This is a genomic window from Daejeonella sp. JGW-45 (genome assembly GCF_029360805.1).
Classification (GTDB): Bacteria; Bacteroidota; Bacteroidia; order Sphingobacteriales; family Sphingobacteriaceae; genus Daejeonella.
Genome location: NZ_JARKNC010000008.1, coordinates 464,160 through 477,125 on the forward strand (window position 1 = coordinate 464,160; position 12,966 = coordinate 477,125).

Below are 12,966 nucleotides of genomic sequence, written 5' to 3' on the forward strand. Positions count from 1 at the left end.
TTCAGCATTACCAGTAATGACAATACATATAAAAATGAAACCCCCAATTAACATAGTAAAGTATTCTGGCGACGTCGTATCTTTTGACGTGAATAAGCTTCGTAGTTCCTTAAGACGTTCCCATGCAAGTGAAGAACTGATCCAGCAAATAGTAACGCAAGTTGAAAACCAATTATATGATGGTATTTCCACTCAAAAAATTTATCAGATGGCGTTTAAAATACTCAAGGCACAATCAAGGGTTAGTGCCTCAAAGTACACGCTCAAAAAAGCCCTGATGGAATTGGGCCCATCCGGTTTTCCCTTTGAAAAATTGGTTGGTAAATTATTGGCTCACGAAGGATTTGAGGCAGAGGTTGGTGTAATTGTAAAAGGCAATTGTGTACAGCATGAAGTAGACGTGATAGCAAAAAAAGATAATACTCATTTCATGATAGAATGCAAATACCATAGTGATCAGGGACGATTTTGTAATGTAAAGATTCCCTTATATATCCATTCAAGATTTTTGGATATAGAAAAACAATGGCTGCAATTAAAAGATCACGAGGCTAAAATTCATAAAGGAGGCCTGTACACCAATACCCGGTTTACAACTGATGCCATTCAATATGGAAAATGTGTTGGATTATTATTGACAAGTTGGGATTACCCCAGAGGAAATGGTTTAAAAGATAGAATAGACAAATCCGGGCTACATCCGTTAACCGCTTTAACAACACTCACAAAGGTTGAAAAAACAAAATTACTCGATGAAGGCATTGTACTCTGCAAAGAACTTCATGGAAGCCCTGGTTTATTAGATAAAATTGGAGTGCCTGAAGCAAGACATAGATCTATTCTTGAAGATTCAGAAGAATTATGTTCCACACATTAAAAATGTGAATTCATAATAATAAACAAACATTAATTTTAAATACCGACACCTTATTAGGTGGATACTAAAAATGCATGACACATGAAAAATAATAATATAGACATCCATTTTTTGGGCGCGGCAGGGACCGTAACCGGCTCAAAATATTTAGTAGACACAGGAGATCGTAAAATTCTTATAGACTGCGGTCTTTTTCAGGGATTGAAGGAATTACGCATTAAAAACTGGGAGTATCCGCCTGTGAAAGTGTCAGAAATTGATGTAGTATTGCTTACCCACGGCCATTTAGACCATATTGGTTATCTGCCCCGATTGGTGAAACAAGGGTTTAATGGCCCAATCTATGGAACACATCCAACATTGGATATAGCAAAAATCATACTGAACGACAGTGCAAAAATACAAGAACAGGAAGCCGGGCGTGCCAATAAGGAAGAATATTCCAAACACAGTCCGGCAGAACCACTTTACGATTTAATGGATGTAGAAAAAACTATTCCACATTTTAAGGGTGTTCCGCAATCACAATGGATTCCATTGTTTGATGGTATTAGAGCCCGATTTAAGTATAACGGACATATTTTGGGCGCTACCTTCATAGAATTAGAAGTACACGGAAAACGCTTTGTTTTTTCGGGAGATATTGGAAGAACAAATGACTTACTACTGTACCCACCCCTGAAACCAAATATGGCCGATGTTCTTTTCATAGAATCGACCTACGGAGGAAGGTTTCATCCTGATGAACAGGAAGCCATTCCCCAAATTGAAAAACTAGTTAACGACACCATCAATAGAGGTGGCAGTCTATTTATCCCAAGTTTTGCGGTTGAACGTGCGCAACTAATGATGCTTATTTTCTGGAAATTGCTTAAGGAAGGAAAAATACCCAAAGTACAAATGATAATGGACAGCCCAATGGGAGCCAATGTATTGGAACTGTTCCACCGAACAAGGGACTGGCATCGACTAACAGCCAAAGAATGTGATGAAATGTGTTCGAATTTCACGGTTGTAAACAGTTATAGTGAAACGATGGAATTGCGAACAGATAATAAACCTAAAATAGTAATTGCTGGTAGTGGAATGCTCACAGGTGGTAGGATGCTCAACTATCTTGAAACACAGGCACAGAACTCCAAAAATGTCTTATTGTTTATAGGCTATCAAGCCGAGGGCACCCGTGGAAGAAAATTATTGGAGGGCAGTAAAGAACTTAAAGTCTACGGAAAATGGGTGCCATTTGATATGGAAGTAGTTGAAATAAAAGGACTCTCGGGCCATGCAGACCACGCCGAACTTATCGATTGGATGGGCAAAATAAAAAATAAACCAGAGCGAATCTTTATTGTACACGGCGAAAAAGAAAGTGCAGAAGCTCTACAAAAAGGTATAAAGGAAACCTACGGATGGGACGCTGAAATCCCGCAACTTTACAACATTGAAAATATTTCAGTGTAAAAGTTCTATCTTATACTTAATTAAGGATAAATAATATAAGAATCTTTAACCCTTGTTATGAAGAAATATACATGTCCAATGCATCCCCAGATACTCACAGATGAGCCTGGAAAATGCCCGTTATGCGGGATGGATTTAATTCCTTTTGGAGAAACCGGCAATCACGACCACAAACATCATGAGCATGCGGAACATCAGCATCACCATGCTGCACCCGACGATCACGCCAGACCTGATTCTAAAGAGCATGATGATCATTCGGGTCATGATAAGCATGCAGGCCATCATACCCATGATTTTTTAAAACGCTTTTGGATCTGTTTAATATTAACCATCCCTGTGCTCCTGCTTTCGCACATGGTACAGGATTGGTTTAATTTCAGCATCCGCTTTCAGGGCGATAAATATGTTTTGCTTTCCCTGGGCACGATAATCTATTTCTATGGCGGGATGCCTTTTTTGAAAGGGATGGTAGCCGAGATCAGAAACAATGCCATTGGCATGATGACCCTGGTGGCGCTGGCTATCACCGTTGCTTTTGTTTACAGTGTTGCCATAGTATTTGGTTTGCAGGGGATGGATTTCTTTTGGGAATTGGCAACGCTGATTGACATTATGCTGCTGGGGCACTGGATAGAAATGAAGTCGTCAATGGCAGCTTCAAACGCCTTGCAATCCCTTGTGGCCTTGCTTCCTTCCAATGTGCATGTAGAACGAAACGGGGAAGTATCAGACATAGACATACAGGACTTGCAGAAAGGAGATACAGTTATCATCAAGCCCGGTGAAAAAATACCGGCAGACGGTTTAGTAATAGACGGCAGTTCATTTGTAGATGAAAGCATGCTTACCGGCGAAAGTGTGCCCGTGAAGAAAGAGAACGGTGCTAAAGTAATCGCCGGTGCAGTTAATGGTGGTGGCGCTTTAAGGGTAAACGTTACAGGCGCAGGAAAAGAAAGCTATCTGAACAAAGTAATAACCATGGTGGAAAATGCACAGAATGCCAAATCCAAAACACAAAACCTTGCTGATAAAGCTGCTAAATGGCTTACAATTGTTGCTATTGTTGCAGGCGTTGCCACGTTCATAATTTGGTATATCAACAATGATTTGGCTTTTGCACTGGAAAGAATGGTGACGGTAATGGTTATATCCTGTCCGCACGCTTTAGGCGTTGCAATTCCCCTGGTAGCGGCAATTTCTACCACGGCAGCAGCAACGAATGGTTTGCTCATCAGAAACAGAACAGCGTTTGAGGATGCAAGAAAGCTTACTACGATCATTTTTGATAAGACCGGGACACTAACCAAAGGTTCACATGAAGTTCAGAAGGTGTTCAGCATTTCAGATAAATACAGCAGCGATGAAATATTGCAGTACGCTGCCGCTATCCAGCAGCATTCTGAGCACTACATTGCCAGGGGCATGTTGAAAAAATTGAAGGAAAAGAACATGGAGTTATGGCAGTCGTCCGCTTTCACCTACATGCCGGGTATCGGGGTGTCCGGTTCAGTCAATGGTAAGGTCGTTGTTGCGGCGGGCCCTAATTATTTTGCACAACAGAATATGGAGCTTCCGGCTATACCTACAGAAATTGATCAGAACACGGAGACAGTCAATTTCCTGATGATTGATGGCGAACCGGTGGGTATCGTTACGCTGGCAGATACAATCAGGGAAACTTCAGCCGAAGCCATTGAGCAGTTAAAGAACATGCATATCAAATCATTTCTGCTTACGGGTGACAATGAAAAGATTGCCGCTGCTGTTTCCAATAAGTTAGGGATGGATGGTTATTTAGCCAATGTACTGCCGCACCAAAAGCAGGAGAAAGTAGCCGAGTTTCAGGCCAAAGGCGAAGTAGTGGCTATGACTGGTGATGGCGTAAACGATGCACCGGCCCTGGCAGCAGCAGACGTAGGCATTGCTGTAGGCAGCGGAACAGATGTAGCAGCTGAAACAGCGGATATAATTCTGGTAAACAGCGATCCAAAAGATGTTGTGCAGATGATCGACTTCGGCAGAAAGACATATAGGAAGATGATGCAGAACCTTGCCTGGGCAGTTGGTTATAACGTCATTGCGATTCCGTTGGCAGCAGGTGTTCTTTATCCCAATTTTATGCTAAGTCCTGCAATGGGTGCTGTACTGATGAGCTTAAGCACTGTTGTGGTGGCATTAAACGCACAGTTACTACGTACGCAGTTTAAAAAATCATTCAAATAAAAATCAATTTTACAGTCAAATTATTATTTATGTTAAACTACGATACGCTTTCGCAGGCAATAAATAGCCTGACAAGCCGGGGCTATACTGAGAATTTGAATCTCAAACCTTTTTGCATCGAATGTCCTTCTTTAGCTTTACAGCTTTATCCCGAAGATTTTACTATAGATGAGTATTATCGTTTTGAAGGTGCTAGTGACCCTGCTGATAACAGCATTGTATATGCGATTTCAGCAATCGATAACAGCCTGAAAGGCATGCTGGTAGATGCATATGGTGTGTATGCAGAAAATATTACACCTGAAATGGCTAGAAAACTAAGAGTTGAAAAGTAATTTCGCCGATTTGGAGAAAGGAAGGTCAGGCTTGTGAAGCGCAGAAGTTTAGATTTAGTTGATTGAGTGTAAGTAAAGCCCTCCTTTTGAGGGCTTACTTCTGCTTAAAATTCAGAAATTATAACATTAACAATCTATAAGAAGTTATCTTTAAAACGGATCTAATAAACAAGCTATGATAAGATTAGTACTTTCCCTTCTTTTAATTATTCCGTTTAAAATAAGTGCTGCGGATATTAAGGGTCAGCAACCCAATGTTGCAATTGATACCAAAGGCACTGTAAGGCTTGCCTATGGCGAGGGAGAAAAAATTTATTGCATTACCTCTGCAAATAACGGTGCATCCTTCTCAAAGCCGGTGCTAGTTGGTCAACTAACGGGCATGCATTTAGGCCACACTAGAGGCCCGCAAATCGCTTCTTCAAAAAACTACAGTTTGATAGTTGCAATTGATAAACAGGGCAATATTCATTCTTATAAACTTAATCATTTAAATAAAACCTGGACCAAGTTGGCTAATGTGAATGACAAAAGCGGGTCAGCTGCCGAAGGGCTTATGGCTCTTACTGCCGATAAAGATGATAGTTTTTATGCCACTTGGCTTGATATAAGATCTGAAAAAAAGAATAATATCTTTTTTTCCTCTCTGAGCGGCAAATCATCCAAATGGACAGAAAATTTAATGGTATATAAATCACCAGATGAACATGTATGCGAGTGTTGCAAGCCCAATATTTCGTATAATAACAACAAACTGGTAATTGGCTTCCGCAACTGGCTGATGGGTTCAAGGGATATTTATTATACAGTTTCAACCAACAAGGGTAAGACATTTGCAATCCCAAAAAAATCCGGAACCGGTACATGGCGTCTTAACGCATGCCCGATGGATGGAGGCGGTTTAACAATTAGCGACAACGGAATAACCTCAACAGCATGGAGACGCAATAGTGATGTATATTATTGGTCTGAAGACCAGCCTGAACAAAAACTGGGGCCAGGGCGGGATGTTAGTATGGCTCAAAGCAAAGCGACAACAATAGTAGCGTGGCAAGATAAGAACAGTATCAAAATCATGGATTTAAAAAAAAATACGACAGCTGAGATCGGAACCGGAATTTCTCCCAGAGTATATTTATTAAATAACGGTAAGGTGATTTGTGTTTGGGAAGATGACAAAATGGTGAGATATAAATTGATCTGACACCGAAGCTTGAATTAAAAGGATTGATCGAATTTCCCCATTTCCTTCTTCTCGTTTGAAAAGGCTGTCGCCCTTAGCGACGATCGTCGGGTTATGTCCCGCACCAGTAACCCCTTATCTCTGCACACGTTTCGAAGATTTGGCAGCCTCTGTCGGCTTTTGCGATAACTCAGAACAAGCATGTTCAAGACCGCCTTCTAATTCTGCCTGAAGTAACTCGCGTATGTCCTGCTTTATCTCCTGGTAACTCAGTTGGATTATCTCTGGGTCGATTTCGCGGATTTTAGGAATTGGCTGATAGGCGGCTTCTTCACTCTTCATAGCCTGATGATCGTTCTGTATCCTACAGTGAAAAACTTTTAAGTCGATGGCTGTATCAGGATCATCTGATACCAAGCCAACAAATTCCCCTGAAGAAAGGGCGGATATTTTCGAGCCCGGAACGGCGTAATCGAGCTGCGTAGAATGACTAACGGAGGTATCTGAACTGTTAATAGACACACTTTGCCGCTGTTGCATAATTTTACCGAAACGTTCTGAAAGTTGTTTAGCCGTATCACCACTCACTTGCCCTGCAATGATGTTTCCCACGATATTCATGATAACCTCGGCCTGTTCGCGTCCGTAATCCTTTTTTAGCTGGCTATAATCCTGGACTGCCAAAGTAGTGGCAACCTTATTTGAGCGAGCGGTTGCAATCAGGCTGTCAATGTTATTAAAATAAATGGTTGGGAATTCATCGAAGATCAGGTTGCTTTTTAGTTTTCCTTTCTGATTCACAAGCTTGATTGTTCGGGAAATATACAGGCTGAGCACCGCCCCGTACACCTGCTGTTTCATAGGGTTGTTACCCATACAGATAATTTTTGGCTCGTTCGGGTTATTCAGGTCCAGCGTAAAATCGTTACCGGACAAGACATAATAAAGCTGCGGCGAAGCAAGGCGAGCCATGGAAATCTTGGCACTCGCCACCTGGCCTTCTAGCTGATCATAGGCTTCATTTCTCCAGGCAGAAATAAAGGGATTAATCAGTACCTCTATCTCCGGCTCTTTCCTAAGTACGGCAAATAGATATTTATACTCTGCCTGCATTAGTTCTATCACATGCGGCAGGGTGCAATATCGGCCGTCCCGGTATCGACGCAAATACCAGATGATAGCCGTTACGAAATTGATTGGTGACTCTACAAAGAAATCTCCTTGCTTTTTGATCCATTCACGGTTTAGCCCGAGCATGATTGTCCGGCTGGCTTCCGTGGCGTCGGTAATGTCCGTCATGCTCGCAGGATCTAACGGATTGCATCGGTGAGTACGAGAAAGATCCTCGAAGTTGACCATATAAAATCTCGGTTTCACTGGGTACTTGCCGGAATATTTGAGCAGTGTGTTGTAGGCAATTTTCGTAAGGTCGTCGTATTTGAAGTCGTAGATCAGCATACTGAAACCTTTCTGGATGTGCTGGGTGATCACGTGCCGGATGGCAAAATAAGATTTTCCTGACCCCGGCGTACCGAGTATTAGGTTTCCGCGAAAGGGGTTAATAATGTTGATCCAGCTGTCGCGGACTCTTTCTTTTAGGTTGTACTTGGCGGGCAGGTTGATCGAATACTCATTTTCCAGTAACCGCTCTTCCTGTGGAAATGTCTCGTTTTCCTTGTTAAAAATATCGCCAGCAAGATTCAGCTTTAACAAACGGGTCACTTGTGTACCGCCAGTGAGGATAAGAATGTACCCAATTGCCACACTTATCATATACGCTAGTGCGGCGACATCGCTCCGTCTGGAGGATGGCGGCATTAGTTCGCTTAATCCGTAAAGGGCGAGCCCACAGATACAATAAGCTGTTACACTGCGAGGGCTGATTTTCTCGTTTTTCTTTCCCTTCACACCAAATAAGGATACCACCAGTAAAAGCAATGCAGCGGCTTTTGAAGCGACCGATGTTTTAAATATGCTCAGCCTGACGACCGTTGCTATCACCTTGTCTACAATCTCCGCGGTTAATCCCCAGGCCGCGAATGCGGTATGACAGAAAAAGTAAAAATGGATGGCTAATATGGCGATGCTTAATAGCCTCGTGAAATCGGTGATCTTACGCAAGGCCTGTTCGTTTTCTCCTGTGTGCATGGCTTTATAGATTAAATCGTTTGCGTTTCTTCCTCCGCTTATATGCGGCAAGCCCATCTCCTCCGGCATGTTCGGTTTTTAGCAGATCTGTTATTATTGAATCTTCTTTGGTTTCATCAGGTTCGTGGTTGGATTGTGATCTAACAGGCTGCAGCCTTTCGAACCTTTCGGCGGTCTCCGACGGATATGGCTGCCGGAACTTGCCTGATAGAGCAGACGCACTATATTCTTTTCCCAAATCACTACCGTTGAATACGCATTTGCTTCGGTGGTCTACAAAAGTGATCCCGTAAAGCCGGCCTTCATCATTCGCCCGAAATACTACGTAAACTCCCTCACGTCCCAAGTCTATGCTGAATTGCTTTTTGGTGGGTTTAGAAGCAATCACCTTGTCGATGCGGACTTTCATTTGTTCCCGCATCGGTTTCCTCATCGCCTGATTGAGTTGGAAACGTTCGTCTAACTTCTTCAAGGTTGGCTTACCATAGATACTGCTGGCCTTGATCGGCACACCAAGCTTTCGTCCGCGATCGTCGGTGATCCAATACACCAAGCCATTTTTCTGAAACATCCTTGAGTCCTTCGATCCCTGATCTGCTGTCACGTTGTATTGATTCAGCACGGCGTTTAGCTCCGGGATACTGGTAAAACGATAGGTGTGGATTACCTCATTTACGATGTTGGTGATTGCCCGCTTGGTATCGATCTTCCCATATTCTGCCTTTTGCAACTGTGCGCGTTCAGGCCGGAGGTTCCGGGTTTTACTTTCGGCCTGTACTAACCCGTACTCCTTTTCAATTGCCTGGCGCGCTTCTTCGGATTTCGTTCGGCCCAAATTGTGGAGGCTGATCCGCTCACCTCTCGTCGTAATATTAGTGGTCACGATATGGATATGAGGATGCCCAGCATCGTTATGCTGATATACTAAGAAAGGTTGATGGCCAAAACCGATCCGCTGCATATAATCTTGTGAAATTGCGGTAAGCCGATTAGTATCTATTCGTTCCCCCGGATCAAAGTTCAGGGAGATATGAACTGTATTGGTTACTACTCGCGCATTCCGTTCGGCCAGGTCCGTTAACCGAAGCAGCTTGTCGTAAAAGTTCATTTTATCAATGTCTTTTGCATACCCATTCTCGGAGATAAGCCGGGCCTTTCCCTGCGTCACCTTCTTTTCATTGTAGTTCAATGCACCGATGAGGCTTTTGCCACTGATAATTTTTGCGACCATTGTTCCGAGAATTGGGTGATCCGTTCTTTAATGGCTCCGACCTGCGGCTCAAGATTGTCTCTCAACGTACTGATCATCGACAGCCAGAATTTAGCCTCCGGCAGGTCTTGCGCAGCATTCAGCTTATGAACTGCTTGATTAAAGTTGTTGCCGACGGCGTTGAGTTCTCGCCGAAGAAGAATGAGTTCTTCAAGTAGTTCGTCCATTGATCGGTCCCTATAAGTGACCATTTGCGGCTTGTTCAAAAGTGTAGCCCTGACATATTCACTCAGCTTCCGGAAGGTGGTTTTCTTGTATCGGCTTTCGACCTGATCGAACTCTTCAGGGCCGAATCGTACCGTTATTTTCCTGGTCTTGTTAATTGATCGCTCGTTCATAACTGTAGTTTAAAAAATCCGACTTCGGAGGATTTTCAGTGGCCCCGACTGACTTTGGAAGGTAGGGCAAGATTCGATTGTCCGACAATCGTACATCTTGCTGACTGCTTCGAAGAGGCGGTCTGATCTGACCTATAACTCATTTCCGTAGTCTCGGGGAGTTGCTGCTAAGTATTCACTTTCCTTTATTTTCATACTCCAGGAATAGCTCAAGCGCCTGGATGTTGATCTCCTTCAGTGAAAGATCCTGCTCTAGTCCATATGCCTTAATCCTCTTCAATAAGGACTTGGGTATCCAGGTATTGAGTTGCACTTCGACGCTCTTAATAGGTGTGGTTGCTTTCACCGGATGAACCTCCTGAATAGGTGTTTTCGGCTGATCGTTTTTCAGCTTGTCTGCCAGACTGCCCAACTTACTTTTGTAATCCTGCATGTCTTTATTTATGTAATTACAGCTATCTAGAAAACTGTATTTCTGTAAAGCTGCATGTCTAGATGTCTATATTTATGTAGTAATGCGTCCGACGATCTCCTCCGCCAGGGAAGTGATCTCGTCTTTGGCTTTTTGGTCGGTGCTTCGCAAGATGCCAGAGGTGATTGAAGATCGGGCGATGCTCACGCGGTCGTGAATTCGGGTACTTAAAAGCGGTGTCCCCAATGTTTCAATCAAAGTGGCTACGTCGGCGGTTATGCCAGATCGTGGCTTGATCATATTGAGCACTACCCCTGCTTTTAGATTTCGGTTTCGCGCCTGCGCGTCCTGAACAAGCGCCAGGGTAGAACGGATGGCCATGACATCAAAAAAGCCAGCTTTGGTGGGCACTAAGATGAAGCTGGAATGCATGAACAAATCAGGCAGTTTATTCGACAGGTACGGCGGTGTGTCTACGAGAACCAGATCATGAGGCAGGTCAGCAATGTCCCGCAGGTGATCGGCACCAATAATGTGTAAACCGGGAAACTCTTCACGACTATGATAAAGGCTTCCCTGAAGGTCCGTGTCCACCAAAGCCACATTGAGCTGATCCTGAAAGCACAGAGCGAGGTTTACTGCCAGGGTGCTTTTTCCGACGCCACCTTTTTGGTGAGCGATTGTGATGATACTTGCCATAATTATAGATTTTTAGATTTATGGAATTGTAGATTACTGTATTTACATAAGTATTTGGCACGAATTCCCCCGACTGATAATTTTTAAAAAAATAATGATTGGCGCTGCCGCAATTTTTTCTCCTGCCGTCTGTCGAAAATCCAATCGGAGGCCAGCACTTTCCAGTTCCGTACCGGCGTTCCGCGAGCGGTCTTCCAACGACGTGAGTGGTATTCGCTAAAAAATACTTCGGCTTCCGAATCCGTTAGGCCTTTCTGTGAAAAGTAAATCATGATGTGCGTAACTAGAGGCGGCATGTCAGTCCCGAATCCCGGAGACGATTGCCTCTCCGAAATCATAGTTTCCAATGGCCGCCGTTTCGCCTTGCGTCTCACACCAACTTCATTTGGTTGTTACCTGGACGCTTCATGATCTCGTCGATCTCTTCAGAATCGTAATAAGTAACTCCGCCCAGTTTGGTAAACGGGATCACACCCGTGTCCCGTAAGTATTGAAGCTTGCCTGCCGATATCCGGAGAAGATCCTGCACTTCAGCTGCCTTCAACCATTTCTTCGCTTTGCCTCCAGAACTAGCAGCGATAAGCTTTCGCAAGTCATTCAATAAAGCGTCACGGAAATCAAGAAGGTCCTCAACCGTTACCAATTGTTCGCGAAAGAATCGTGGCTTTCTTTCATCGGTTCTTTTGTTGTCTGTTGCTCCCATAGTAATAGAGTTTGGAAGACAAAGTTGAGAAGCGGGCGTTACTGTATTTCATGCCTCGTTACCGAGGGCTGAAAAATTTTTATCATTAGGATGATGAATTGGGCAGGCCGGAATGATAGACCGGGGCAGGGATGGGAAGAGAGTAGCCCACAGGTGGCGCTGCCACCAGGACTACTCGTGTACAGCCCGGTGCGGCTACCGACGCAGCCCCCAGATAGATGATCTGAGGAAGAGCTATGCTATTATGATTAACAAGTCTTAGCAAGATATGAGTTAAACGAGGTGCTCTTTAGGGCACTTATCTCGAACGGCTTTGCAGACCTGCATGAGAACTTTGAAATAGAATTTTATGCTTATAATTGTATATGCTTATTGGCAAGCTTGCCCGTTCGTGCAAAGATTTCATCAGCCAATAGTTTAATAATGCAAACCTACCTGCTTATTATCCAAACAAGATTACGAACGCAAAACTCTGGATAATTAGTTGGTATAACAGGAATGTATTATGAAAACAATTGAGTACTTCAAACTCCAAGCAAAAAATCTTCACAAAGATTTTAAAACCCAAAAGTCTTATTTCGATCACGCTTATGGCCACGACCTTTATGAGTATACGCCAAAGTTTTTCGATGTAGATGCATTAGCTCTCGATTACGATATCGATGAAGAAAATTTTACCCTTATGAACGCTCAGCACTACATTGCGCAATTGGCGGGATTTAGAAAATGGACAGATATGCTGAAAGCTTCTCCTTCAGCATTAGAATTGTCGAAACTTCTATTTGACAACATGCATAAGATCAGTGTTATGGAATGGGATATTTATATTTCGGGTGAAGAACGTGATAAAGGTTTTCAATTTGATGACGACTTTAAACTGGATATTTTCAAAGCGGTCTTTGCCAACGTGGATGGCCATCAAAGTGATAGCATAGATTACCGACTAGGGAAAGAAAACGAACATCTTTCAAAGGAAAATCAAATAATCAAGACAAAAAAAAAGAAAATTACTGTGCAAATTTCTGCCTTACCATTGGTTGGAACAGATCGTAACGCCGCAATTAAAGTAGCAAACGAAAAATTCGAGGATTTACTGCAAATGATGGAACCCAGACATCCTGGATTAGTGCGCAAATTATGGAACCCTGAACAGTACATTGATGAAGTTCTAAAACCCGATATGTTGCCAATCGATCGGGACTACGCACTTTCTTTAATTGAGGCTTTTTTAGTGCATCGTTTTATTACGTTAGACAGCGATGCTGACAAGCTGGGGCTGAACCTCAACTAGAGGGAGAGTATAGCGCAAAAACT

Annotated in this window: 13 protein-coding genes; 6 read left to right on the forward strand and 7 right to left on the reverse strand. The window is 43.2% G+C overall.

The window, feature by feature from the left end:
• The first annotated feature begins 34 nt into the window (after positions 1-34).
• From P2W76_RS11580 to P2W76_RS11600, 5 genes are all read left to right on the forward strand, one after another.
• Positions 35-877, forward strand: coding sequence for an ATP cone domain-containing protein (locus P2W76_RS11580; protein WP_090699849.1), 843 nt, complete (start codon positions 35-37; stop codon positions 875-877).
• 81 nt (positions 878-958) lie between these two features.
• A complete protein-coding gene (locus P2W76_RS11585; RefSeq protein ID WP_090699851.1) occupies positions 959-2,338 on the forward strand; it encodes an MBL fold metallo-hydrolase in 1,380 nt (459 codons plus the stop codon).
• A gap of 57 nt (positions 2,339-2,395) precedes the next feature.
• A complete protein-coding gene (locus P2W76_RS11590) occupies positions 2,396-4,564 on the forward strand; it encodes a copper-translocating P-type ATPase (RefSeq protein ID WP_090699854.1) in 2,169 nt (722 codons plus the stop codon).
• Between the two features lie 29 nt (positions 4,565-4,593).
• Entirely contained in the window at positions 4,594-4,899 is a 306-nt protein-coding gene (locus tag P2W76_RS11595) for a phosphoribosylpyrophosphate synthetase (RefSeq protein WP_090699859.1), read from the forward strand.
• 175 nt (positions 4,900-5,074) lie between these two features.
• On the forward strand, positions 5,075-6,103 hold the full coding sequence (locus P2W76_RS11600) for a hypothetical protein (RefSeq protein ID WP_276347991.1): 1,029 nt from the start codon (positions 5,075-5,077) through the stop codon (positions 6,101-6,103).
• Between the two features lie 114 nt (positions 6,104-6,217).
• Here the strand turns inward: P2W76_RS11600 and mobC are convergent, their stop codons facing one another.
• From mobC to P2W76_RS11635, 7 genes are all read right to left on the reverse strand, one after another.
• Positions 6,218-8,230, reverse strand: coding sequence for a conjugal transfer protein MobC (gene mobC / locus P2W76_RS11605; protein WP_276348375.1), 2,013 nt, complete (start codon positions 8,228-8,230; stop codon positions 6,218-6,220).
• Between the two features lie 4 nt (positions 8,231-8,234).
• The gene (locus tag P2W76_RS11610) at positions 8,235-9,461 is read right to left on the reverse strand and encodes a relaxase/mobilization nuclease domain-containing protein (RefSeq protein WP_276347992.1); all 1,227 of its coding nucleotides are present in this window, start codon (positions 9,459-9,461) and stop codon (positions 8,235-8,237) included.
• Complete coding sequence (locus P2W76_RS11615; protein ID WP_276347993.1) at positions 9,416-9,838, reverse strand: plasmid mobilization relaxosome protein MobC; 423 nt, start codon at positions 9,836-9,838, stop codon at positions 9,416-9,418. Before P2W76_RS11615 ends, P2W76_RS11610 begins: the two co-directional genes overlap by 46 nt.
• A gap of 175 nt (positions 9,839-10,013) precedes the next feature.
• Complete coding sequence (locus P2W76_RS11620; protein ID WP_276347994.1) at positions 10,014-10,271, reverse strand: hypothetical protein; 258 nt, start codon at positions 10,269-10,271, stop codon at positions 10,014-10,016.
• A 72-nt stretch (positions 10,272-10,343) separates the two neighbouring features.
• Complete coding sequence (locus tag P2W76_RS11625) at positions 10,344-10,949, reverse strand: ParA family protein (RefSeq protein WP_276347995.1); 606 nt, start codon at positions 10,947-10,949, stop codon at positions 10,344-10,346.
• Positions 10,950-11,319: 370 nt separating this feature from the next.
• A complete protein-coding gene (locus P2W76_RS11630; RefSeq protein WP_276347996.1) occupies positions 11,320-11,652 on the reverse strand; it encodes a helix-turn-helix domain-containing protein in 333 nt (110 codons plus the stop codon).
• An 85-nt stretch (positions 11,653-11,737) separates the two neighbouring features.
• Complete coding sequence (locus tag P2W76_RS11635) at positions 11,738-11,917, reverse strand: hypothetical protein (RefSeq protein ID WP_276347997.1); 180 nt, start codon at positions 11,915-11,917, stop codon at positions 11,738-11,740.
• A gap of 240 nt (positions 11,918-12,157) precedes the next feature.
• Here P2W76_RS11635 and P2W76_RS11640 point away from each other — a divergent pair, with 240 nt between their 5' ends.
• On the forward strand, positions 12,158-12,943 hold the full coding sequence (locus P2W76_RS11640; protein ID WP_276347998.1) for a hypothetical protein: 786 nt from the start codon (positions 12,158-12,160) through the stop codon (positions 12,941-12,943).
• The last annotated feature ends 23 nt before the right edge of the window (positions 12,944-12,966 follow it).

Excerpts from the sequence above, each read along its gene's own strand:
- P2W76_RS11580 (WP_090699849.1), top strand. The coding sequence starts at position 35 with ATGAAACCCCCAATTAACATAGTAAAGTATTCTGGCGACGTCGTATCT.
- P2W76_RS11585 (WP_090699851.1), top strand. The coding sequence starts at position 959 with ATGAAAAATAATAATATAGACATCCATTTTTTGGGCGCGGCAGGGACC.
- P2W76_RS11590 (WP_090699854.1), top strand. The coding sequence starts at position 2,396 with ATGAAGAAATATACATGTCCAATGCATCCCCAGATACTCACAGATGAG.
- P2W76_RS11595 (WP_090699859.1), top strand. The coding sequence starts at position 4,594 with ATGTTAAACTACGATACGCTTTCGCAGGCAATAAATAGCCTGACAAGC.
- P2W76_RS11600 (WP_276347991.1), top strand. The coding sequence starts at position 5,075 with ATGATAAGATTAGTACTTTCCCTTCTTTTAATTATTCCGTTTAAAATA.
- mobC (WP_276348375.1), bottom strand. The coding sequence starts at position 8,230 with ATGCACACAGGAGAAAACGAACAGGCCTTGCGTAAGATCACCGATTTC.
- P2W76_RS11610 (WP_276347992.1), bottom strand. The coding sequence starts at position 9,461 with ATGGTCGCAAAAATTATCAGTGGCAAAAGCCTCATCGGTGCATTGAAC.
- P2W76_RS11615 (WP_276347993.1), bottom strand. The coding sequence starts at position 9,838 with ATGAACGAGCGATCAATTAACAAGACCAGGAAAATAACGGTACGATTC.
- P2W76_RS11620 (WP_276347994.1), bottom strand. The coding sequence starts at position 10,271 with ATGCAGGATTACAAAAGTAAGTTGGGCAGTCTGGCAGACAAGCTGAAA.
- P2W76_RS11625 (WP_276347995.1), bottom strand. The coding sequence starts at position 10,949 with ATGGCAAGTATCATCACAATCGCTCACCAAAAAGGTGGCGTCGGAAAA.
- P2W76_RS11630 (WP_276347996.1), bottom strand. The coding sequence starts at position 11,652 with ATGGGAGCAACAGACAACAAAAGAACCGATGAAAGAAAGCCACGATTC.
- P2W76_RS11640 (WP_276347998.1), top strand. The coding sequence starts at position 12,158 with ATGAAAACAATTGAGTACTTCAAACTCCAAGCAAAAAATCTTCACAAA.